At 34.5% G+C, this 22,431-nt stretch carries 28 protein-coding genes; 20 read left to right on the forward strand and 8 right to left on the reverse strand.

Going from position 1 to position 22,431, the window contains the following annotated elements; all coding sequences use genetic code 11:
* The first annotated feature begins 84 nt into the window (after nucleotides 1-84).
* The 4 genes from A6B44_RS01720 (at nucleotide 85) to A6B44_RS01735 (ending at nucleotide 3,402) form a co-directional block, all read left to right on the forward strand.
* Nucleotides 85-1,023 (forward strand): AraC family transcriptional regulator, encoded by a 939-nt coding sequence (locus tag A6B44_RS01720; RefSeq protein WP_090921544.1) that lies wholly within the window; start codon nucleotides 85-87, stop codon nucleotides 1,021-1,023.
* Nucleotides 1,024-1,179: 156 nt separating this feature from the next.
* Nucleotides 1,180-2,310 (forward strand): class Ia ribonucleoside-diphosphate reductase subunit beta, encoded by a 1,131-nt coding sequence (gene nrdB / locus A6B44_RS01725; RefSeq protein ID WP_090921542.1) that lies wholly within the window; start codon nucleotides 1,180-1,182, stop codon nucleotides 2,308-2,310.
* Entirely contained in the window at nucleotides 2,310-2,558 is a 249-nt protein-coding gene (gene yfaE / locus A6B44_RS01730; protein ID WP_090921540.1) for a class I ribonucleotide reductase maintenance protein YfaE, read from the forward strand. The genes nrdB and yfaE overlap by 1 nt, the downstream gene beginning before the upstream one ends.
* 91 nt (nucleotides 2,559-2,649) lie before the next feature.
* Nucleotides 2,650-3,402: an SIMPL domain-containing protein gene (locus A6B44_RS01735; RefSeq protein WP_090921538.1), complete on the forward strand. Its 753-nt coding sequence runs from the start codon at nucleotides 2,650-2,652 to the stop codon at nucleotides 3,400-3,402.
* A gap of 118 nt (nucleotides 3,403-3,520) precedes the next feature.
* On the opposite strand, the gene ltaE is transcribed toward A6B44_RS01735, so the two are convergent.
* Entirely contained in the window at nucleotides 3,521-4,519 is a 999-nt protein-coding gene (gene ltaE / locus A6B44_RS01740; protein WP_218061383.1) for a low-specificity L-threonine aldolase, read from the reverse strand.
* A 233-nt stretch (nucleotides 4,520-4,752) separates the two neighbouring features.
* Here ltaE and glnS point away from each other — a divergent pair, with 233 nt between their 5' ends.
* Nucleotides 4,753-6,420, forward strand: a complete 1,668-nt coding sequence (gene glnS, locus A6B44_RS01745) for a glutamine--tRNA ligase (protein ID WP_090921536.1) — start codon at nucleotides 4,753-4,755, stop codon at nucleotides 6,418-6,420.
* A 74-nt stretch (nucleotides 6,421-6,494) separates the two neighbouring features.
* Here the strand turns inward: glnS and A6B44_RS01750 are convergent, their stop codons facing one another.
* The 6 genes from A6B44_RS01750 to A6B44_RS01775 form a co-directional block, all read right to left on the reverse strand.
* Nucleotides 6,495-7,073 carry a GDSL-type esterase/lipase family protein gene (locus tag A6B44_RS01750; protein ID WP_090921534.1) on the reverse strand — a complete coding sequence of 193 codons (579 nt, stop codon included), beginning with the start codon at nucleotides 7,071-7,073 and terminating at the stop codon, nucleotides 6,495-6,497.
* A 292-nt stretch (nucleotides 7,074-7,365) separates the two neighbouring features.
* Nucleotides 7,366-7,749, reverse strand: coding sequence for a hypothetical protein (locus tag A6B44_RS01755; RefSeq protein WP_090921532.1), 384 nt, complete (start codon nucleotides 7,747-7,749; stop codon nucleotides 7,366-7,368).
* A gap of 130 nt (nucleotides 7,750-7,879) precedes the next feature.
* On the reverse strand, nucleotides 7,880-8,143 hold the full coding sequence (locus A6B44_RS01760; protein WP_090921530.1) for a hypothetical protein: 264 nt from the start codon (nucleotides 8,141-8,143) through the stop codon (nucleotides 7,880-7,882).
* 32 nt (nucleotides 8,144-8,175) lie between these two features.
* The gene (locus tag A6B44_RS01765; RefSeq protein WP_090921528.1) at nucleotides 8,176-8,712 is read right to left on the reverse strand and encodes a hypothetical protein; all 537 of its coding nucleotides are present in this window, start codon (nucleotides 8,710-8,712) and stop codon (nucleotides 8,176-8,178) included.
* Nucleotides 8,687-9,079: a hypothetical protein gene (locus A6B44_RS01770; protein WP_090921526.1), complete on the reverse strand. Its 393-nt coding sequence runs from the start codon at nucleotides 9,077-9,079 to the stop codon at nucleotides 8,687-8,689. The genes A6B44_RS01765 and A6B44_RS01770 overlap by 26 nt, the downstream gene beginning before the upstream one ends.
* A 10-nt stretch (nucleotides 9,080-9,089) precedes the next feature.
* Complete coding sequence (locus A6B44_RS01775; RefSeq protein WP_090921524.1) at nucleotides 9,090-9,416, reverse strand: hypothetical protein; 327 nt, start codon at nucleotides 9,414-9,416, stop codon at nucleotides 9,090-9,092.
* A gap of 75 nt (nucleotides 9,417-9,491) precedes the next feature.
* Here A6B44_RS01775 and A6B44_RS01780 point away from each other — a divergent pair, with 75 nt between their 5' ends.
* From A6B44_RS01780 to A6B44_RS01850, 15 genes are all read left to right on the forward strand, one after another.
* Nucleotides 9,492-9,761: a helix-turn-helix domain-containing protein gene (locus A6B44_RS01780; RefSeq protein WP_090921522.1), complete on the forward strand. Its 270-nt coding sequence runs from the start codon at nucleotides 9,492-9,494 to the stop codon at nucleotides 9,759-9,761.
* 132 nt (nucleotides 9,762-9,893) lie between these two features.
* Entirely contained in the window at nucleotides 9,894-10,319 is a 426-nt protein-coding gene (gene hslR, locus A6B44_RS01785) for a ribosome-associated heat shock protein Hsp15 (protein ID WP_090921520.1), read from the forward strand.
* Nucleotides 10,319-11,215: an Hsp33 family molecular chaperone HslO gene (hslO, locus tag A6B44_RS01790; protein ID WP_090921518.1), complete on the forward strand. Its 897-nt coding sequence runs from the start codon at nucleotides 10,319-10,321 to the stop codon at nucleotides 11,213-11,215. The genes hslR and hslO overlap by 1 nt, the downstream gene beginning before the upstream one ends.
* A gap of 66 nt (nucleotides 11,216-11,281) precedes the next feature.
* A complete protein-coding gene (gene xthA / locus A6B44_RS01795; RefSeq protein WP_090921516.1) occupies nucleotides 11,282-12,094 on the forward strand; it encodes an exodeoxyribonuclease III in 813 nt (270 codons plus the stop codon).
* 393 nt (nucleotides 12,095-12,487) lie between these two features.
* Entirely contained in the window at nucleotides 12,488-14,041 is a 1,554-nt protein-coding gene (locus A6B44_RS01800) for a cytochrome ubiquinol oxidase subunit I (RefSeq protein WP_090921514.1), read from the forward strand.
* A gap of 14 nt (nucleotides 14,042-14,055) precedes the next feature.
* Nucleotides 14,056-15,189 carry a cytochrome d ubiquinol oxidase subunit II gene (gene cydB, locus A6B44_RS01805; protein WP_090921512.1) on the forward strand — a complete coding sequence of 378 codons (1,134 nt, stop codon included), beginning with the start codon at nucleotides 14,056-14,058 and terminating at the stop codon, nucleotides 15,187-15,189.
* Between the two features lie 12 nt (nucleotides 15,190-15,201).
* Nucleotides 15,202-15,300 (forward strand): CydX/CbdX family cytochrome bd oxidase small subunit, encoded by a 99-nt coding sequence (locus A6B44_RS01810; protein WP_090921510.1) that lies wholly within the window; start codon nucleotides 15,202-15,204, stop codon nucleotides 15,298-15,300.
* Nucleotide 15,301: 1 nt separating this feature from the next.
* Nucleotides 15,302-15,589 (forward strand): cyd operon protein YbgE, encoded by a 288-nt coding sequence (gene ybgE, locus A6B44_RS01815; RefSeq protein ID WP_090921508.1) that lies wholly within the window; start codon nucleotides 15,302-15,304, stop codon nucleotides 15,587-15,589.
* Nucleotides 15,590-15,694: 105 nt separating this feature from the next.
* Nucleotides 15,695-16,102 carry a tol-pal system-associated acyl-CoA thioesterase gene (gene ybgC / locus A6B44_RS01820; protein WP_090921506.1) on the forward strand — a complete coding sequence of 136 codons (408 nt, stop codon included), beginning with the start codon at nucleotides 15,695-15,697 and terminating at the stop codon, nucleotides 16,100-16,102.
* The gene (gene tolQ, locus A6B44_RS01825; RefSeq protein ID WP_090921504.1) at nucleotides 16,103-16,786 is read left to right on the forward strand and encodes a protein TolQ; all 684 of its coding nucleotides are present in this window, start codon (nucleotides 16,103-16,105) and stop codon (nucleotides 16,784-16,786) included. It begins immediately after the preceding gene.
* An 83-nt stretch (nucleotides 16,787-16,869) separates the two neighbouring features.
* The gene (gene tolR, locus A6B44_RS01830) at nucleotides 16,870-17,310 is read left to right on the forward strand and encodes a colicin uptake protein TolR (RefSeq protein WP_090921502.1); all 441 of its coding nucleotides are present in this window, start codon (nucleotides 16,870-16,872) and stop codon (nucleotides 17,308-17,310) included.
* Nucleotides 17,311-17,323: 13 nt separating this feature from the next.
* Nucleotides 17,324-18,616, forward strand: coding sequence for a cell envelope integrity protein TolA (tolA, locus tag A6B44_RS01835; RefSeq protein WP_090921501.1), 1,293 nt, complete (start codon nucleotides 17,324-17,326; stop codon nucleotides 18,614-18,616).
* Nucleotides 18,617-18,634: 18 nt separating this feature from the next.
* The gene (tolB, locus tag A6B44_RS01840; RefSeq protein ID WP_090921500.1) at nucleotides 18,635-19,924 is read left to right on the forward strand and encodes a Tol-Pal system beta propeller repeat protein TolB; all 1,290 of its coding nucleotides are present in this window, start codon (nucleotides 18,635-18,637) and stop codon (nucleotides 19,922-19,924) included.
* 20 nt (nucleotides 19,925-19,944) lie between these two features.
* Nucleotides 19,945-20,397: a peptidoglycan-associated lipoprotein Pal gene (pal, locus tag A6B44_RS01845; RefSeq protein ID WP_090921498.1), complete on the forward strand. Its 453-nt coding sequence runs from the start codon at nucleotides 19,945-19,947 to the stop codon at nucleotides 20,395-20,397.
* 69 nt (nucleotides 20,398-20,466) lie between these two features.
* Nucleotides 20,467-21,402 carry a KpsF/GutQ family sugar-phosphate isomerase gene (locus A6B44_RS01850; protein WP_090921496.1) on the forward strand — a complete coding sequence of 312 codons (936 nt, stop codon included), beginning with the start codon at nucleotides 20,467-20,469 and terminating at the stop codon, nucleotides 21,400-21,402.
* On the opposite strand, the gene A6B44_RS01855 is transcribed toward A6B44_RS01850, so the two are convergent.
* The gene (locus A6B44_RS01855; RefSeq protein ID WP_090921494.1) at nucleotides 21,399-22,244 is read right to left on the reverse strand and encodes a patatin-like phospholipase family protein; all 846 of its coding nucleotides are present in this window, start codon (nucleotides 22,242-22,244) and stop codon (nucleotides 21,399-21,401) included. The genes A6B44_RS01850 and A6B44_RS01855 overlap by 4 nt on opposite strands.
* Nucleotides 22,245-22,431: the final 187 nt, after the last annotated feature.

Below are 22,431 nucleotides of genomic sequence, written 5' to 3' on the forward strand. Positions count from 1 at the left end.
CATTATATGTATTTAATTGTCCTTTTATGTCCAGTATATTAAAATTATAAATGTATAATAGATATCAAATGATAGGGAGGAAATATGTTTGATTTTAATGATTTTTTAAAGTTACCTCCAAAAAAATTAATGAGGGAAGAGGTTTTCAGAAAGTACCCTAATTCGCCTATTATAATAGAGTGGTGGAAAACACACCCAGTTTATGAGTTACATAAACATATTGATTTTAAAGAGTTTGCTATTATTCGCCATGGGTTTTGTATTCATCATCATCGAGGTCTATTTGATTTATTGACATTAGGCGATGTTGCTTTTATTGGGAATTCAACTCCTCATGGGTATGTGTGTACCCATGAAATGTCATTGTTTAATATTGTATTTCATGAGGAATACCTTATTGATAATTTATTTCAAATAAAAGGTCTACTTAATGAATTAAGGCAACTTAGTCAAAATGATGCGCATTTAACAATATCTTCCCAGACACTGAGACAAGTGCTATCAACGTCTTATATATTAGAGCAAGAGAGTTTTAAATATGACGACTTAACTTTTATGTCAATGCTATCCTCTTTTATACGAATTGCTTTAATGATGTTAGAAGATAACAACAGTGAATATTATTTACATAATAATATAGCAAATTATAATCGTACGGAAATAAAGTTAGATGCGTTATTAAAAGCAATAAAATTAATACGTAAAAATATTAAACAGCCAATTAAAAATATTGTTGAGCTATTGAATGCTCAAAATTATAACAATAAAACAATGCAACGTTATTTTAAAAAGCATTTATGTATATCTATTCATCAATTTATTTTATTACAAAAATTAGTATTAACGATGAACTATATTATTAAATATCCTGATATGAGTTTAACATCAATTATGGAAGAGGTCGGATATAGTAATTATAAAAATTTTTCTAGAAATATTCACTTTTTCTTTAATATTTCACCTAAGGAATTTTATAGAAATGTTTTAGAGGTTGATAAATTAGGAAAAAAATTAGATATGTGATGAATTTTGATTTTTCAAGCTACTTCATTTTTTATTGCAAATTTTTGAGAAAATCGTACCGCTTAATTTTTTAATCAAAGAATCTTAGGTTTATTTTTAGTAAATTTTCCCATAGAATAGTCGACAATATAACAATTTTACACTTATGGAATAACTATGGCATATACTACTTTCTCTCAAAACAAAAATGATCAACTAAAAGAGCCAATGTTTTTTGGTCAAAATGTTAATGTTGCACGTTATGATCAACAAAAATATGAAATTTTTGAAAAGTTAATCGAAAAACAACTTTCGTTCTTTTGGCGTCCTGAAGAGGTTGATGTTTCGCAAGATCGTATTGATTATAACGCTCTACCAGATCATGAAAAACACATTTTTATCAGTAACTTAAAATATCAAACTTTATTAGATTCAATTCAAGGTCGTAGTCCAAATGTGGCATTATTACCTATTGTCTCTATCCCTGAATTAGAAACTTGGATTGAAACTTGGACGTTTTCTGAAACTATTCACTCTCGTTCTTATACCCATATTATTCGTAATATTGTGAATGATCCTTCAGTGATTTTTGATGATATTGTGACGAATGAAGAGATTATTAAACGAGCAAAAGATATTTCAGTTTATTATGATGATTTGATTCGTGATTCACAGCTTTATAGCTTATACGGAGCAGGTACGTATAAGGTTGATGGTAAAGAATATACTGTATCATTAAGAAACCTTAAAAAACAACTTTATCTTTGTATGATGAGTGTCAATGTGCTAGAAGCAATTCGCTTTTATGTGTCTTTTGCCTGTTCTTTTGCTTTTGCAGAACGCCAATTAATGGAAGGTAATGCAAAAATTATCAAATTTATTGCTCGTGATGAGGCGTTGCACTTAACGGGAACTCAGCATATTTTAAATATTATGGCTTCAGGTGAAGATGATCCTGAAATGGCTGAAATTGCGAAAGAGTGTAAACAAGAAGCCTATGATATTTTTGTTGCTGCGGCAGAGCAAGAAAAAGAATGGGCAGATTATCTGTTTAGAGACGGCTCAATGATCGGCTTAAATCGAGATATTTTAGTCCAATATGTTGAATATATTACTAATACTCGAATGCAAGCAGTAGGGTTAGAAATGCCATTTAAAGGTCGCTCAAACCCAATTCCTTGGATCAATGCCTGGTTAGTTTCTGATAATGTTCAGGTAGCACCACAAGAAGTTGAAGTCAGTTCTTACCTTGTGGGACAGATTGATTCAAAAGTGGATACACAGGACTTTGATGACTTTGATTTGTAATGCAAATTAAACTACTCCACAGTCAAGTAACACTTGAACATACAGGAAAAAACTCATTACTGGAAACCTTAGAAAAAAATGGGTTTTATCCTGAATATCAGTGCCGAATGGGATTTTGTGGATCTTGTCGATTGAAAATAAAAAATGGAAGCGTATCTTACCTACAACCGCCATTAGCAATGCTTCAGGAGAGAGAAATTCTTACTTGTTGCTGTCAAGTTGAAGAGGATTTGGAATTGGAATTTTGAAATACCAGTATAGAGAATCCATCAACTTGGTTTTTTGCAAAAAGTAAGGACAATCTAACCGCTTCAGATATTAATATAAGAGGAATAAACAATGGAAAACACTAAAAAATCAAGTTACCTTTCTATTTTTGGCATTATTTTGGCTATTGGCTTAATGGCATCCGCATTTATTTTAGGTAATCAATTTAAAAACTTACGTGAAACAGGTGTGATTACTGTAAAAGGTTTAGCAGAAGCAGAGCATAAAGCAACGGTTGGTACGTGGAAAGTCCGTATTTATGGTTGGGGTGCAACCTATGCTGATGCAATGAAAGCCAATCAATATAACTTAAATCAAGCAGTTCACTTTTTGGAAAAAAAGGGTTTCTTAGAGAAAGATCGAGAAATTACCGATTTATCCGTATCGCAACGCATTGAATATTACACCGATGACAATGGCAAAAGTCGTCAGCGTGAAAATGGTTTTGATGCAACTCGTAATATTATTATTTCAACCAAAGATTTGTTCAGTTTGCAAAGGGCATTAGTTGAAATACAACAATTGAGAGCAGATAATCAAGCAATTAGTTTTGATAGTCCTGATTACTATCTTGAAAATTTAGAGCAAATTAAAAGAGAGCTTATTGCGAAAGCAACCAAAGATGCTTATGTCAGAGCCAAAGAGTTTGCACAAACCAGTGGTGTGAGTGTTGGCGTTTTAAAATCTGCTTCACAGGGATCATTTAACATCAAATCCACTCGTCCAGGTGATGATAACAGTGATTATGGCGGCAGTTATGATACCACGACCATTGATAAGAAAGTGCGTTTAGTGGTAACCATTAAATATGCTATTGATGGTTAAATGAAGCGGTGAGATGTAAGTGAAAATTTGCAAATTTTTTCATTGAAGCGGTAAGATGATGATCAAAATTTGCAAATTTTTTCGATTGTAGCGCTATCTTCAAGAACAATGAAGATAATCAATATTTTTTAAATATTTCAATAACTTGATTTATGTCTTCTGTTGAAATATCTCGATGTACCACAATACGTAATGCCCCATACCCTGATATTAAAACGTTATTCGCTTTCAAATAATCTAACAATTTTTGAGGTTGTGCTGTTTGGATAAAAATCATATTGGTATGATGCGAAATTACCGTAATTTTGTCGAGTTTGTTTAATTCATTAGCTAAAAGTGTTGCATTATTATGATCTTTCTTTAAGTCTGCAACTTGGTGTTGTAGTGCATATAGACCCGCGCTAGCCAGTATACCAGATTGACGTAACCCACCACCGAGCATTTTTCTGTATCTTGTGGCAGTGTCAATGAAACTTCTAGAGCCGATTAGAATAGAACCAACAGGAGCGCCTAATCCTTTTGATAAACAAATAGAAATAGAGTCAAAATACTGGGTAATATCAGATAATTCTATATCTAAAGCGACAACGGCATTAAAAATTCTAGCACCATCAAGGTGTAACAGAAGATGATGTTTTTTCGCAAACTGGCTTACTTCTTTTAAGTATTCTAAACTTAAAACCTGTCCGTGATGGGTGTTTTCTAAACACAGTAGTTTTGTTTTAGCAAAGTGAAAATCATCTACTTTTATTTTTTCTTTGATTTTCTCTAAGCTTAAACTGGCATCTTTTTCAAATTCTATAGGTTGAGGCTGTATACCACCTAAAACAGCACCACCGCCTGCTTCATATTTATATATGTGAGCATCTTGCCCACAAATATATTCATCACCTCTTTGGCAATGACTCAACAGTGCTAATAAATTTGATTGTGTTCCACTAGGAACAAAAAGAGCGGCTTCTTTTTTAGCTAATTTTGCAATATAGTGCTCCAACTTATTGACACTAGGATCTTCTTTATATACGTCATCACCCAATGGAGCATTAAACATCACGTTTTTCATTTCTGCTGAAGGTTTTGTTAGCGTATCACTTCTAAAGTCTATGATTTTGTTCATCTGTCTGCTCCTGTGTCTTATACAATTGTCATTAGGCTAAGCTGATATTCTAAATGCTAGCATAAAAAATAACATTTTTATATTAAATGGGGTGTAAAGGACAAATGTAATGCTATTTTTTACTAAGATCTTACCGCTTGTTTTGGTAGATGGATTGAGTTAATTATTAAATTGTGTAGAATAACAAGATTATTACTTTTAAACGATTATCTTTTATTTTTTAAGGTTACCAAATGAGCAACGAAAATTTAACGTCAGAAGCAGGAAAAAGAGCAAATTTTATTACCCATATTATTGATGAAGATTTAGCATCAGGTAAGCACTCTCGAGTTTATACTCGCTTTCCACCAGAACCAAATGGGTATTTGCATATAGGGCATGCCAAATCTATTTGTTTAAACTTTGGTCTTGCTCAGGACTATAAGGGGTTATGTAACTTACGTTTTGATGATACCAATCCAACCAAAGAAGATGTGGAATATGTTGATTCAATCAAACAAGACGTTGAATGGCTAGGCTTTAAATGGGAAGGCGAACCACGTTATGCATCAGATTATTTTGATGCCCTTTATGGCTATGCGATTGAATTGATCGAAAAAGGCTTAGCTTATGTTGATGAATTATCACCTGATGAAATGCGTGAATATCGTGGCACATTAACCGAAGCAGGTAAAAATAGCCCTTATCGTGACCGTAGTGTAGAAGAAAATTTAGCCTTATTTGAAAAAATGAAAAAGGGTGAATTTGCAGAGGGTAAAGCCTGTTTACGTGCTAAAGTGGATATGGCATCACCATTTATGGTTATGCGTGATCCTGTACTTTACCGTGTGAAATTTGCAAGCCATCATCAAACAGGTGATAAATGGTGCATTTATCCAATGTACGATTTTACGCACTGTATTTCTGATGCGATTGAGCGTATTACCCACTCAATTTGTACCCTTGAATTCCAAGACAACCGCCGTATTTATGATTGGGTGTTAGAAAATATTTCAATTGAAAGACCGTTACCTCATCAGTATGAATTTTCTCGTTTGAATTTAGAAGGTACACTAACCTCAAAACGTAAATTATTAAAATTAGTTGAAGATAAAATCGTGGACGGTTGGGACGATCCTCGTATGCCGACGATTTCAGGCTTACGTCGTCGTGGTTATACCCCAGCTTCATTGCGTGAATTCTGCCACCGTATTGGTGTCACAAAACAAGATAATGTGGTGGAATACAGTGCGTTAGAAGCTTGTATTCGTGATGATTTGAATACCAATGCGTCTCGTGCAATGGCAGTAATCAATCCTGTTAAAGTAATTATTGAAAATTTTGAAGGTAATGAAGAAATTTTAAACGCACCAAATCACCCTCAAAATGAAGAAATGGGAACACGTGAAGTGCCATTCGGACGTGAACTTTATATTGATGAAGCGGATTTCCGTGAAGAAGCAAACAAAAAATATAAACGCTTAGTGTTAGGCAAAGAAGTACGTTTGCGTAATGCCTATGTGATTAAAGCAGAACGTGTAGAAAAAGATGAGAATGGTAACATCACTACCATTTTCTGTACTTACGATCCTGAAACACTAGGTAAAAATCCAGCAGACGGTCGTAAAGTAAAAGGTGTTATTCATTGGGTTTCTGCAACTAATAATAAACCTGCTGAATTTAGAGTTTACAATCGCTTATTCACCGAGCCAAATCCAGCAGCTGAAGATGATGTATATACAGTATTAAATCCAGCGTCTTTAGTTGTTAAAAATGGTTTTGTTGAAAAATCATTAGCGGATGCAAAAGTTGGCGTAGGTTATCAATTTGAGCGTGAAGGTTATTACTGTTTAGATAGCAAAGACGGCTCAAAAGATAATTTAGTCTTTAACTTAACAGTGAGTTTGAAAGAAGGGTTTTAATACCGAATCTTGTTGAGTAACGTAAGAAATAAACCGCCTAATATTCATATTAAGCGGTTTATTTTTTATAAGTATTAAACCGAAAAGTTATCAAGGAATATTTGTGCTAAAACCTTATTTCCCTGTTCATTTAAGTGAACGCCATCTAAGTATAAATCTTGAATATTGCTTTGATAGTAGTTTTTTAATTCTTTTTCATAGTCAATAATGGATATACTGTCTGAAATTGTATTATATGTACGTAGCCATTGATTGAGTTTTTTCATTTGTTTATAAGCATCATCAAATTTAATAAAGGCTTTAAAATCTTCTTCTAACATCTCTTTAATAGGAAGAGGGCATATTCCAACCACTGTTTTTATACCATAAAATTTAGCTTGATGAGAAAGCGCAAAAAAATTCGCTTGAATGTGTTTTGCTTTTGCACCAGAAAATACATCATTTAAACCGCCCATTAGATGCATAATATCAGGATTATCAGTAAGAATTTGGGTTTGAAATCTTGTTAGCATTCCAGTTGTTGAATCTCCTGAAATCCCTCGATTTATAATAATATCTTCTTTTCTCTTCTCTTGAATAAGCGTTGTCCAGACGTCTTTATTATCAAGCTCATAACCATAAGTAATGCTATCCCCTAAAAAATTAATTTTCATAAAATGCTCCTGTTAATTTGGTATATATTGCCATAATTGATTTACGATAATGCACAAAACTTACTTTGTGATGTCACTTTTAGGCGAGTGTTATGTTGCTAATTTTAGCATTGAATTTAGTTGGGAAGTAGAATAAATTTTTGACTTATTTTGACATAAATGAGTTTTTATATAGTAAAAAGCATCAGAAATTCTTTCATTCAATCTAAGGATAAACTGAGAAAATGTGAGTCATAATAATTCTGAAGGTAGGGCGTGCTTGCCCCACCAGCTTATTAGAGAAGAGATCTATTTACTCTATCTCTGCTTTTGTCTCTTTTTCTTGTTTAGAGTGATAAAAATAGAGATAAATTAATCCAATTGGAGCGATGGCAAACGAGAATATCCAACATACGGCCATTGTGATCAATTTAATAATCAAAAATAGTTTAATTTCTGTAAAAAAAGCGTTTTCTCCTACAATATAATTGACAACACTTTCATACACAAAACGGGAGTAAGGGTAAAGTACATTTAAAACTAAACAACCAATAACTGTTGCTAGTATTTGATCAGTTTTGCCAGATGAAAAAGCAGCTCCTCCAAATATTACACAAAAAATCAAACCAAATAAAAATTGTCTAATGTAGTAAGCTCGTGATAATCCACCAAATGTTTTTGATACAAAATTATTCATATTTTTATCCTTATTAAGTATTAAATTTAAGCGGGTAGTTCTGATAAAAAATTTGCAAATTTTGTTCAGAATCTTTCCGCTATAAAAATACAAATCTTAGATAATGTAACACTATCTAAGATTTCTTTTATCAACTTGCTGCACCAATACCAATTGCTGCTAATAAAATAGGCGAGGTAAATAGACCAATAAGAGTTAATACCCAAGCAAGGACATTCACTCCTATACCAGCAAAATTTTTATTTTTAACCGCAATGATTGTGCCAATAAGTGCTGTAATAGCAGCAAGTGGAACAAAAACAGTACCTAAAAATAAAATTCCAAGAATTGCGAGAACACAAGCAATAATGCCTGCAGTCATTCCTGCTTTGGTATTTTTAATATTTTCACTCATTTGATTTTCTCCTGTGTGTTTAAGTAAAAAGGTTAATCCATCAAGGTTTTGAAATTATCGTAAGGTAATCCTAATTTGCTACGTGCACTACGAGCCTGTGGGCAAGGATAATTTTTAGACACCTTCGCTCGTTGTTTATACAATTTATAACTATCACCAATCTCAGCCAGTTTAGTGACGCATTGATTGTAATCTTTTTTTAACGACTCATAATCTTTAACATATTGTTCAATAATGATATTTTCTTTTTTTCTTGCAACATCTAGTAAGGTTGAGCAAGCGTCATAGAACTTAGAACCATATCCACAATATGTATTTTTTTGACGATCGAGTTGTTCAAAATCTAATTTTGAAAATTCTGTTGCACTTTGTTCTTTAACGGCAGATTTCCAAATATCACAAGTTGAATAACGTCTTTGATCTTTTGCACAGTAGGTTTTCTTTAATTCAAATAATTGTTCTAACGAATTTTTTAATAATGCTGTTTTACCTTGTTCTGCCTTTTCATCATAGAGTGCTTTAAAGGCTCGGCATAGATAATCATTACTTGAAATGAGGTTTTTTTGCACAATCACTATTTACATACTGATAAGCGGTCTCTTTCCAATCTAATTTTGCAAATTTTTCATCTAGCTTTTTACGAACTTTAGAAATCTTAGCTTTTTCAAGGGCTTCTTTTTCCAAGCGTGCTTTTTCTATTTGGATTTTATGATTTTCACGAATAGCCTGTTTAGCCGCAATACATTCCTTATCTTTTTCAACAGCTTCAAATTTTGCTTTATCTCGTGAAACAATGGCTTCAGCTGCTTGCTTTTTACATTGTTTCAGCTTATCTTGCGCATCCTCTATATGAGATAAATAATAAGTTTTATCTTTTTCAGAGCATCCAGTCAGCAGCAATGCAGATAGACAGAATAATAAGATTGATTTTTTCATTAAATTCTCCTTAGCAACGCCCAGCTGCTTTTAATAATGCATTACACTTTGAACCACGTTTTTGTTTTACGCTACGACTGCCTGAGCAAATCGCATCGGAAGAAACAACACCTGCAACTGTGGTGATATAGCATTGATAAGATTTTCTACCAACAGAGGCAACAAAGCGAATATCATCAAGCCCAGCATTACGCTGGCTAATTTTAACTTTATTACTTGTTGTATTTAATGCAAATGCGGCTTTGTCTTGTAGTGTTTGATCAGAAATAATGACATTTCCGATAGAGCCACAAGCCGTTAGTATTGTCATTGCAGTAAGTAAACCTAGTTTTTTCATAGCATCTCCTTTTATTTAAACAATTGGTTTGCCCCTAAAACAGGTGCATTGTAACTTGAACCTAAAATAGGTGCAATGAAAAAATTACGATCTTCAATACATTCTTACGAGCAGCAGTGGTTACGTGAATTATTTATTAACCAACGAAAAAGGCTCGGTCTTTCGCAACGTGCATTAGCTGAAAAAATGGGCGTCGTTTATTCGTTGATAGGAAAAATAGAAACGGGGGATCGTCGCTTAGATATTATTGAATTTATTCAGTATTGTGAAGTTTTAGAGCTTGATCCTCAAATTATTATTGATAAACTTTCACAAATCTTAGATAAATCCTCTCCTAAACGTTAATTTCTGTTTTTATCGTTAATTAAGCGGTAAGATGTGGATCAAAATTTACAAATGATGCGATTTTTAATAAGATTCCGCAATTTGTTACTTTATTAGAGAATAAACTTTTACTTTATTTCATTTTGGACAGTTATGAGAAAAGCACAGCAAAAAAATAAGAAAGGTAGAGAAGAGTCTGAAGCAATTCGTTTAGATAAATGGCTTTGGGCTGCACGTTTTTATAAGACTCGTACCATTGCCAAGGCAATGATTGAGGGAGGGAAAGTACATTATAATGGACAACGCATTAAATCGAGCAAAGTGGTAGAAATTGGTGCGAAGGTGATATTGCGTCAAGGTAATGAGGAAAAAGAAGTAGAAATTCTTGAAATCAGCGATCAACGTAAAGGGGCACCAGAAGCTCAAAAATTGTATCAAGAAACAGCAGAAAGCATTGAAAAAAGAGAAAAAATGGCGTTGGCTCGTAAAATGAATTATCTTTCTATGCCACACCCAGATAGACGACCAAATAAAAAAGAACGTCGTGATTTAATTAAATTTAAACATTCGGAGAAATAATGACTTCAACACAAGATTACACCAAAGACTATACCCAAGATAATGATAAATTGTACCGCTATCTATTCCAAAATCGTGCAGTGCGAGGACAGTGGTTACGTTTAAATAACACCTTCACAGAAACTTTAAATACTCACCATTACCCAAAGCCAGTACAAGATTTATTAGGTGAAATGCTAGTCGCAACCAGTTTATTGACTGCAACATTAAAATTTGAAGGGACGATTACCGTACAAATTCAAGGTGGTGAAGGTGCATTAAAATTAGCGGTAGTAAATGGTAATGAAAAACAGCAAATGCGAGCCTTAGCACGTGTGGATGGTGAGATTGCAGACAATACAACATTACAGCAAATGGTGGGCGAGAAAGGGGTCTTGATTATTTCTGTGATGCCTGAAAATGGCGAACGTTATCAAGGTGTTGTTGCCCTAGATAAGGAAACCATTAGTGAATGTTTAGAAGAGTATTTTACTCGTTCAGAACAGCTTAAAACACAGTTAATTATTCGCGTGGGTGAGTTTAATGGAGAAGCCGTTGGTGCAGGAGTCTTATTACAAGTTATGCCTGATGGTACAGGTACACCAGAGGATTTCGAACACTTAGCGGCATTAACGTCCACAATCAAAAATGAAGAAATATTTGGTTTAACCGCACAAGAATTGTTGTTCCGTTTATATCACGAAGAAACAGTTGAAGTTTATGAATCTCAACCTGTGAGTTTTAAATGTGGCTGTTCAAGAGAGCGTTCAGCAGGAGCATTATTATTAGTTTCAGATGAAGAAATTACTGAAATGTTAGCGGCAAAACAAGGGATTATAGATATGCAGTGCGAATGCTGTGGCACACAATATTTCTTTGATGAAAAAGCCATTCAAGAATTGAAAGCGGTCAGTTAAGATCAAAAATTTGCAAATTTTTATCTTTATCTTACCGCTTGTTATACCAATAAAAAAGGAACAATAATGAAATTTATCTCTTTTAATATCAATGGATTACGAGCAAGACCCCATCAGCTAGAGGCGATTATTGAAAAACATCAACCCGATGTAATTGGATTACAAGAAATCAAAGTTTCTGATGAAGATTTTCCCCATCAATTAGTCGAACATTTAGGCTATCACGTGTTTTATCACGGTCAAAAAGGACATTATGGTGTAGCGTTATTGACTAAAGCAGAACCTTTGGCAGTGCGTAAAGGCTTTCCTACAGACGATGAGAATGCACAAAGACGTATGATTATGGCAGATCTGGCAACGCCTTTTGGCACATTGACTGTTTTAAATGGCTATTTTCCACAGGGAGAAAATCGTAAGCACGAAACTAAATTTCCTGCTAAAGAAAAATTTTACGCTGATTTACAACATTATTTGGAAACAGCACATTCTCCTGAAAATCCAATTATTGTAATGGGAGATATCAATATCAGCCCTACAGATTTAGATATTGGTATAGGTGAACCAAACCGTAAGCGTTGGCTACAAACGGGTAAATGTTCATTTTTACCAGAAGAAAGAGAGTGGTTGGCAACATTACAAGGCTATGGCTTTACAGATACTTTTAGAATGATGAACCCTGATGCTGATGATAAATATTCGTGGTTTGATTACCGCTCAAAAGGTATTAATGATAATCGAGGTTTACGCATTGATGTTATATTAGCGACAGATATTTTAGTCAAATGTTGTGTGGATACAGGGATTGATTTAGATATTCGTAAAATGGAAAAACCTTCAGATCACGCACCCATTTGGGCAACATTTAATCTATCAGGCTAAATGTTATTAATGTTAAAAAATTGTATTTTATACACACTCAGATAATGTTAAAAATGAAAGTGAGAAACATTATTATATACAGATATGATTTTGTATTTTTTACAATTAATTACATAGAGTAAAGTGGAATTTTGGCTTTAGTATAAAATTGACTTATATCAAGTAAAATTTATTTTTTTTATAAAAAACCATATTTTTGTTAAAATTTGTGACAAATGTGACACTTTTATGGTTTGTGATTATGCGCTTTACAGGTAGAATAAGCTCAGATTTTTTTAAGTGGAGTCGTTGGGTATTTCATTAAGATAAAATCATTTTGGTGGTTGCCGTAAATTATTGTGTTTACGTGTAACTCTTTTTTTCAGACTTAATATTATAATAAAGAGGTTTGAGATGTTGGACGTTGTTGAACTTTCTCGATTGCAGTTTGCGTTAACTGCATTATACCACTTCTTATTTGTACCATTAACATTGGGGCTTTCTTTTATTCTTGTAATAATGGAAACCCTTTATGTTTCAACAGGTAAAGAAGTGTATAAAGATATGACTAAGTTCTGGGGTAAGTTATTTGGGATTAACTTTGCTCTTGGGGTAACAACAGGGATTACTATGGAATTCCAGTTTGGTACTAACTGGTCGTACTATTCTCACTATGTAGGTGATATTTTTGGAGCACCATTAGCAATTGAAGGCTTAATGGCATTTTTCTTAGAATCTACATTCGTTGGTCTTTTCTTTTTCGGTTGGGAGCGTTTATCGAAAGCAAAACACCTATTCGCTACATACTGTGTAGCATTTGGTTCTAATTTTTCTGCGCTATGGATTCTAGTCGCCAATGGTTGGATGCAGAACCCAGAAGGTTCGCACTTCAATTTTGAGACAATGCGAATGGAAATGGCAAGTTTTGCAGATTTAGTATTAAATCCTGTTGCTCAATCTAAATTCTTACATACAGTAACAGCAGGTTATACTTGTGGAGCTATTTTTGTTTTAGGTATTAGTTCTTACTATATTTTAAAAGGGCGTGATTTAGGCTTTGCGAAACGCTCATTTTCAGTAGGTGCAACTTTTGGTTTAGTTGCTATTCTTTCTGTAATTGTGATGGGTGATGAATCAGGTTATGAAATTGGTCAAGCTCAGCCTATGAAATTAGCAACAATGGAAGGTGAATGGCACACTCAAGAAGCACCAGCTGATTGGCACGCCATTGTTATTCCAAATTCAGCAGAGAAGAAAAATGATTTTGAATTTTCAATTCCTTATGCAGCTGGAATCATTGTTACTCGTTCTTTAGATAAGCAATTTAAAGGGATTCACGACATTCGAGCAGAAAACGAACAGCGGATTCGTAATGGTATCATTGCTTATGGATTATTAGAAAGATTACGTTCGGGTAACTATGTTGAAGCCGAAAAAGTTGCGTTTAAAGAGCAATATCAGAAAGATCTTGGATTTGGTTTATTGTTAAAAGCATATACTGATAAAGTGGTAGATGCGACAGAAGAACAAATTCAAAAAGCAGCAGATTCAACTGTTCCTAACGTTGGTCCAACATTCTGGTCATTCCGCATAATGATGGCAGCAGGTGGATTAATGCTGTTACTTCTCGGATTTGCATTTTTCCAAAACTTGAAAGGTCGAGTAGGTAGCAGTCCATTATTCTTAAAAGCATTATTATTTGGTATTCCATTACCTTGGATTGCAATTGAAAGTGGTTGGTTCTTAGCTGAGTATGGTCGTCAACCTTGGGCAATTTATAATGTTCTACCAACAGGGGTTGCAAACTCATCATTAACTACTGTCGATCTTTGGATTTCAATCGGATTGTTATGTGGTTTATACACAATTTTCTTGGTAGCAGAAATGTATTTAATGTTCAAATATGCTCGTTTAGGGCCTAGTTCATTAAAAACAGGTCGTTATCATTTTGAACAATCTGCGAAATAAGTAGGAGTAAAAATATGTTAGATTATGAAATTCTACGTTTTATTTGGTGGATTTTAATTGGTGTTTTATTAATTGGTTTTTCTATTACTGATGGTTTTGATATGGGAGTATTAACACTGTTACCAGTAATGGGTAAAAGCAATATAGAGCGTCGTATTATGATTAATACAATTGCACCTCATTGGGATGGTAACCAAGTTTGGTTATTAACAGCAGGTGGTGCAATTTTCGCAGCGTGGCCAACAGTTTATGCAACATCATTCTCTGGTTTTTATCTTGCGATGATTGTTGTGTTAGCGGCACTATTCTTCCGTCCAGTTGGTTTTGAATATCGAGCAAAAATTGATTCACCATTATGGAGAAGTGCTTGGGATTGGGGATTATTTATCGGTGGTTTTGTGCCATCATTAATTTTCGGTGTGGCATTTGGTAATTTATTACAGGGTGTTCCATTTGAATTTAATAATATCAATCAAGTTCAATATACTGGGTCATTCTTTGGTCTATTAAACCCATTCGCATTACTTTGTGGTGTAGTGAGTTTAATGATGCTAACAACACAAGGTGCGACTTGGTTACAAATGAAGACGACAGGTGATTTACGTGTGCGTGCAAGAAATATTGCACAACTTACCGCTACAGTCACATTAGTTGCATTCTTATTAGCAGGGGCTTGGTTATATTTCAAAGATGGCTTTGTGATTATGAGTGATATGGATCATAATGCAGCATCCATTTTTACAACTAAAACTGTCGCTTTAGAGCAAGGTGCTTGGTTTAGTAACTTTATGAATTTACCTGTACTATTTATTATCCCTGCATTGGCGGTACTTGGTGCATTAGGTACGATTTTTGCTTCAAAAGCAGATCGTAACGGCTTTGCATTCTTATCATCATCAATTATGCAAGTAGGTGTAATTTTAACCGCAGGTGTATCAATGTTCCCATTTGTAATGCCATCAATTTCTCATCCAGAAATGAGCTTAACAATGTGGGATGCAACGGCAAGTGAAAATACATTAACCGTAATGTTCTATGTTGCTTGTGTGTTTGTGCCAATCGTACTGGGTTATACTCTTTGGAGTTATATCGCAATGTTTGGTCGTCTTGATGCGAAACATATTGAAACTAGCAAGGCAGCTTACTAAGGAGAAATTATTATGTTCTATGTTACTTGGGTATTAGGTGTCTCACTTGCTATTTTATTTTCTGTTATAATGACTGTGAAAGCAGAAAAAACAGGTAAATTAGACGAGTAAAATGATAGATACACTCTATAAATTAACATCAAAGGGCTTGTTGAAAGCCCTTTCTTTCATTCTAGCTTCGCTGTTGTTTGGATTGATTTTATTAAATTCAGCCACCTTTGCTCAACAATTTGGTGGAAAAATTCCTTATTTAGCGATTATAACCTTTTATGGAATGGCAATATTATGGATCCATGGTATAGGTTTTGAAATTAAACATACTTTTTGGAAAATCATATTTTTACCATTACTAGGTTATCTCATTGTACTCAGTACAATAATTAGGATCTTGTTTCAATAATCAATAAAAATACTTGCACAATGGGTGATGCCACTCTAGAATAGAAAATATCATTACGCCTAAATTTTAGGCGTTTTCTTTCTTTTTGAGGAATAGAAGAACAGAATGGATTTTCCAATACGTGTATATTATGAAGATACAGATGCAGGTGGTGTAGTCTATCACGCCAATTACCTACATTTTTTTGAGCGAGCAAGAACAGAGTTTTTACGTCAATGTGGTTTCTCACAAAATCTTTTATTGGTCAGTGGGTTAGCTTTTGTGGTGAAGAAAATGACTATTGATTATAAAATGGCAGCACGTTTAGATGATTTATTAACAGTAAAAACTAAGGTAATGGAACTAGGTAAAGCAAAAGTTGTCTTTTCTCAGAGTATATGGCGAGAACAAGATTGTCTAAGTCAAGCAACTGTTGTTGTGGCAAGTGTTGATTTAAACCAAATGAAACCAGTGGCGATGCCTGAAGAGATTCGTCAAATATTTAAACAATTATTAATATCGGAGTTTTCTTAGATGTCAGAAGTGAATATAAATTTTGTTTCCTTATTTATGGAAGCAAGTATTGTGGTAAAAGTGGTTATTTTTATCCTCGTCCTTTTCTCTATTTTATCTTGGGGAATCATTTTTAGTCGTGGTCGACTTTTAAGTAAAGCAAGAAAATATTCAATGGCATTTGAAGATCGTTTCTGGTCAGGAGAAGATTTGCATCGTTTACACGAAGGATTAGAAAATCGTCGAGATGCACTGAATGGATCAGAACAAATTTTTTACGTGGGTTTTAAGGAATTTACTCGATTACAGCAAGCTAATGCAGACTCAGCGGAATCCACTATTCAGGGTACGAGCCGTGCGATGAATTTAGCCTTAAATCGTGAACTAGAAAAATTAGAAAGTTATATTCCTTTTTTAGGAACGGTAGGTTCTGTGAGTCCTTATATTGGATTATTTGGTACTGTTTGGGGAATTATGCACTCTTTTATGGGATTAAGTGCTGTTAAACAAGCAACGTTACAATCTGTAGCACCGGGTATTGCAGAAGCATTGATTGCAACGGCTATTGGTCTTTTTGCGGCTATTCCAGCCGTAATGGCGTATAACCGTTTAAATGTAAAATTAAATAAATTAGAACAAAACTATATCAATTTTATTGATGAGTTCACCACTATTTTACATCGCCAAGTATTTAGAAAAAAATAAAATTTAAGCGGTATCATTAATATAAAAATTTGCAAATTTTTGTTATAAAGTTACCGTTATCACCAGCTATTTAAGAGGAAAATATGTCTTATCGCCGTCGTAGTCGTAACAATATCAAGTCTGAAATTAATATTGTGCCATTTTTAGATGTATTGTTAGTGTTATTATTGATTTTTATGGCAACAGCGCCTGTTATCAGTCAAAGTGTTGAGGTGGATTTACCGCAAGATAAGCATAGTCAGTCAGTGTCTAATGTAGATAAAAAACCTGTCATTTTACAAGTAGAGGGCATAGGCTTATACAAACTGAAAGTAGATGGCCATTTTGTTGAAGTAGAAGGTGAAACAGCGCTAACGGAACAGAGTGTTGTGGTTTATGCGAGTCAATCTTTTGAGAAAGATCCAAAAACACTTTTTCTTGTAGCAGGACAAAGAAATGTACCTTATGAAGAAATTATTAAAGGTATTTCTTTATTAAAGGATGCTGGAATTAAAACAGTTGGATTAATGACATCAAGCAAATAAGCAGAGAAAATCAGTGAAACATCAAAATGATAAATTAGGTCTTTCAATAGTGGTATCAATACTTTTACATATTGTATTGATAGGATTATTTTTTCTTGTGTCTAAAGCCACAAAAATCTTACCTGCTGAAGGCGGCAGTGGAGGAGAGAGTGATGTTTTAAATGCAGTAATGGTTGATACAAATCAGGTGACAGAAGAATATCAACATATGCAACAAGTAAAACAGCAAGAGCAAGTCGAGCAACAACAGCTTGAAGAACAGAAGAAACTGTTAGAAGAGAAAGAACGCTTAGAAGAGCAAAAGAAGCTAGAAGAACAACAGCGCTTAGAAGAACAGAAGAAGCTAGAGGAACAACAGCGTCTAGAAGAGCAGAAGAAGCTAGAGGAGCAACAGCGACTAGAAGAACAGAAGAAGCTAGAGGAGCAACAGCGACTAGAAGAGCAGAAGAAACTAGAAGAACAACAGCGCTTAGAAGAACAGAAGAAGCTAGAGGAACAACAGCGTCTACTAGAAGAGCAGAAAAAATTAGAAGAGCAACAACGCTTAGAAGAGCAAAAAAAACTCGCAGTACAAAAGCATTTGGCTGAACAGGCTTTATTGGAAGAGCAAAAGCGTTTAGCTGAACAAAAACGATTGGAAGAGCAGCAACGTTTAGCGGCACAAAAGTTATTGGAAGAAAAACAACGTTTGGCTAAACAGAAGGAGTTAGAAGAGCAAAAGCGTTTAGCGGAACAAAAACGTTTGGAGGAGCAAAAACGTCTTGCTGAGCAGAATCGACTGGAAGAGAAAAAGAAATTAGAAGAGCAAAAAAAACGAGAGAAACAACAGAAAATTGAGAGACAAAAACGTCTTGCAAAGCAAAAGCGTGAGGCAGAGGCAAAAAAGAAAGCGAAAGCAAAAGCAGAAGCTAAGCGTAAAGCAGAACAAGAGAGAAAAAATAAAGCGCTTAATGATTTTCTAAGTGGTGGAAACATTACTAAAAAAGGTTCTCAAGGTTCTGGTGGTAAGAAAGGGCTTGGTAAAGGATCGGCTTCAGGAAATCGGTACGGACAAAGAATTAAGAAGGTGATTAAACGTAGGTATCGAACAGAACCTAGCTTTGCTTCAAAGCAGTGTAGTGTTAAAATTTATTTAGAGCGTGATGGGCGTATTAGTCGTCATCAAGTATTAAAGGGTGATCAAGAGGTTTGTGATGCGGCAGTACGGGCAATTCGTTTGACCAGAAAAGTACCAAAAGCACCATCAGATAATGTGTATCGGCAGTATAAATCACCAATTTTAGACTTTAGTCTAAAAGTACAATAATTAACAAGAGGTTTTCCAATGAAATTAATATCTCGTTTAATGGGTGTAGTGACTATTTTTAGCCTACTTTTTTCACTAAATGCAATGGCAGAAGATGATGTGCGTATTGCCATTGATGAGGGCGTAGATATGGCACAACCAATTGCGGTTGTACCTTTTCAAATGCTAGGAAATATTTCTGAAGATGTGGCTCAAATTATTTCAGATGATTTACGTAATAGCGGTAAGTTTACTCCATTATCTCGTGCTAGAATGCCAGCAAATCCAACATCAGCCGTTGAAGTCAATACAGAGCAATGGGCAGATATTGGTTTAGATAATATTGTAGTAGGGCAAGTTTCTGCAACAGGAAATGGTTATAATATTGCATATCAACTTATAGACACTCTGGGTACTTCAAGTAGTACAGGAAATGTTATCCTTCAAGGAGCATTTGATGTGTCTAAAGATAAAATTAGATTAGGTGCTCACGCGGTCAGTGACGAAATTTTTGAAAAATTAACTCAAATCAAAGGGGCATTTAGAACAAAAATTGCCTATGTAGTACAACGTGGCGTTGCCTCTTATCAACTGCGTGTCGCTGATTATGACGGACACAATGCTTTTACTGTTATCAATAGCCGTGAACCCTTAATGTCACCAACGTGGTCTCCAAATGGCATTTATCTTTCTTATGTGACCTTTGAAAACCGTAAGTCTCAATTGGTATTGCATAACCTGAATAGCGGCAAGCGTAAAATTATTGCTGCTTTTAAAGGACACAATGGTGCACCCGCATTTTCACCAGATGGATCTAAAATTGCCTTTGCATCGAATAAAGATGGAGTCTTAAATATTTACATAAAAAGTGTTTTTGGCGGTAATGCGTTACAGCTTACCCATAATATGGGGAATAATACCGAACCAAGTTGGTCACCAGATGGTCGTTCCATTGTATTTACATCTGATCGTTCAGGGATACCTCAGGTATATCAAATGGATACATCAGGAGGAAGCCTTTCTTTGATTGGAGAAAGTCGTAGTTATAATGCAAAAATTTCATCTGATGGAAAATATTTAATTATGATTTCAGGTGATAAAATTGTTAAGAAAGACCTTAGTACAGGAATGACAGAAGTACTCAGTTCAACGTTTTTAGATGAAAGTCCAAGTATCTCACCAAATGGAACAATGATCATTTATAGCTCTACCAAAGGGGTAAGTAAAGTGTTACAATTGGTGTCAGCAGATGGTCGCTTTAAAGCTAATCTACCTGGTGTAGGTGGGCAATATAAGTTCCCTGCGTGGTCTCCATATTTGACCAAATAATAATTTTTAGGAGAAATTTAATGAAAAAATTAGCTAAGATTTTGATGATTGCAGTACCAACTATTGTATTGACTGCTTGTTCAAGCTCAACTACGACTGATACATCAAGCACTACATATGGTGGTATGTCAGCAACAGATTTACAGCAACGTTACAATACTGTTTATTTCGGTTTCGATAGTTATACTGTTGACGGTGAATATCAACAAATTCTTGATGCACATTCCGCATTTTTAAGTGCAAATATGGGCAAAAAAGTAGCAATCGAAGGACACGCTGATGAGCGTGGTACGCCAGAGTACAATATTGCATTAGGACAACGTCGTGCAGATGCTGTAGAAAACTATTTGGAAGCTAGAGGTGTAAGTTCATCTCAACTTTCAACTGTGTCTTACGGTGAAGAAAAACCTGCAGTATTAGGTCATTCAGAAGCAGATTATGCTAAAAATCGTCGAGCGGTACTTGCATACTAATTTTTAGCTAAGTTATTAATTCCAAAGCCCTGATGATCTTTATATCAGGGCTTTTTAGTAAGGTAAGTTATGAACTATTTATCTATTGCAAATGAGACCCTCTCTCTTTATATTCAAGCAATTACAAGATTAAATACAAATATTGAACCAACATTTGCTAAAGCCGTCGAAATGATCTTAAATTGTGAAGGGCGTTTGGTTGTGGGTGGAATTGGTAAATCAGGTTTAGTGGGAAAAAAAATGGTGGCAACCTTTGCTTCAACAGGAACCCCTAGCTTTTTCTTACATCCAACTGAAGCATTCCACGGTGATTTAGGAATGTTAAAACCTATTGATATTGTTGTGTTAATTTCCAATAGTGGTGAAACCGATGATGTAAATAAACTGATCCCAAGTTTAAAAGGATTTGGAAATAAAATTATTGCAGTAACAGGAAACTTAAATTCAACTTTAGCAAAACATTCTGATTTAGTCCTTGATATTAGTATAGATAGAGAGGCTTGCCCAAATAACTTAGCGCCGACTACCTCTGCTTTAGTCACAATGGCATTGGGTGATTCGCTAGCAATAGCTCTTATTCGAGCGAGGGATTTCAAAGCAGAAGATTTCGCACGTTTCCATCCAGGGGGAAGTTTAGGGCGTAAACTACTTTGTCGAGTCAAAGATGTTATGCAAACTAAGTTACCTATTGCCAGCATTCAAACGACTTTTGCCGATTGCCTGTCTATTATGAATGAAGGTCGAATGGGGGTTGCTATTGTAATGCAAGATGAAAAATTACAAGGTATTATTACCGATGGTGATGTACGCCGTGCCTTAGCTAAATATGGCGCAGATAGCTTGCTGAAAACTGCGGGTGATTTAATGACTCGCTCACCAAAAGTCATTTTGGAGACAGAGTTTTTAGCAAAAGCTGAAACTTATATGAAGGAAAACAAAATTCACTCTCTTATTGCAGTGGATAACACTGGTAAAGTAACGGGGCTGTTAGAGTTCTCAAGTTAATTTTCTATATAATTTTGTAAGGCTTGCCAATTTTTATTGATTTCCTCTACACCGAGATCGTACATTGCTTGTAGCTTTGTGCGATCTTTTTCGATGCGACTAAGATGTAAATCTTTGCTCGGAAGAAGTACAAAAATCTTCCCTGCTTTTTCTAATGTAGAGATTTTTTCTAAACAATCATTGTAATTTTTCCAACGATTAAGCATCGCTTTAACAAGATTTGGGTAAGAATGATACACGCATTTAATTAGCCATTTGTTACTTGGTGTTTTTCGATATTCGGCGGTTTGTGTGAGTACTACGATAATTTTGTCATAGCCAAGCTGTAAACATTTTTCAATTGGAATACTATCGGCGATTCCACCATCTAAATAAAACTTGCCATCAATTTCTACTTTTTTTGAAACAAAAGGCATTGAACCACTAGCTCTTAGAGTATCCATTTGAGTAACAGGATCGGTGATTTTTACATATTCTGCTTGCCCACTTTCAACGTTAGTAAGGGTAGCATAAAAATCTATTTGGCTTTGTTTGAAAGTGTTGTTATCAAAAATATCAAGCTCTAATGGAATGCGATGATAAGCAAATTCAGTATTAACAATATTGCCAGTGGTGAAAAAATTATACCAACTTAAATAACGTTTATCGCTGAGATATTTTAAGTTATAGTTTAGCGCCCGCCCAGCTTGTTTAGAAGGATAATTGACACCAAATAATGCGCCTGCAGAAACGGTTACCATAGCATCCACCGAAAAATGTTTTTCTAAAAGAATATCTAATACCCCTGCGGTAAACATAGCACGCATTGCTCCACCTTCTAAAACTAATGCTATTTTTTTCATTTTCCACCTTTGATTCTGTAATCCGACATTTACATTAATATTTTCATTGTACAATAAGAAAGCAAACTAAAAAACTCTCAATTACCACTAATCTTCTAAAATGCTCTTTTGTTTTTTAACTCTTAAAATAAAAATCCTCATAAGATTATAAACCTATGAGGATTGGGCTTATTTTAATGATGAGGTT

The organism is Pasteurella skyensis, from assembly GCF_013377295.1.
GTDB classification, from domain to species: domain Bacteria; phylum Pseudomonadota; class Gammaproteobacteria; order Enterobacterales; family Pasteurellaceae; genus Phocoenobacter; species Phocoenobacter skyensis.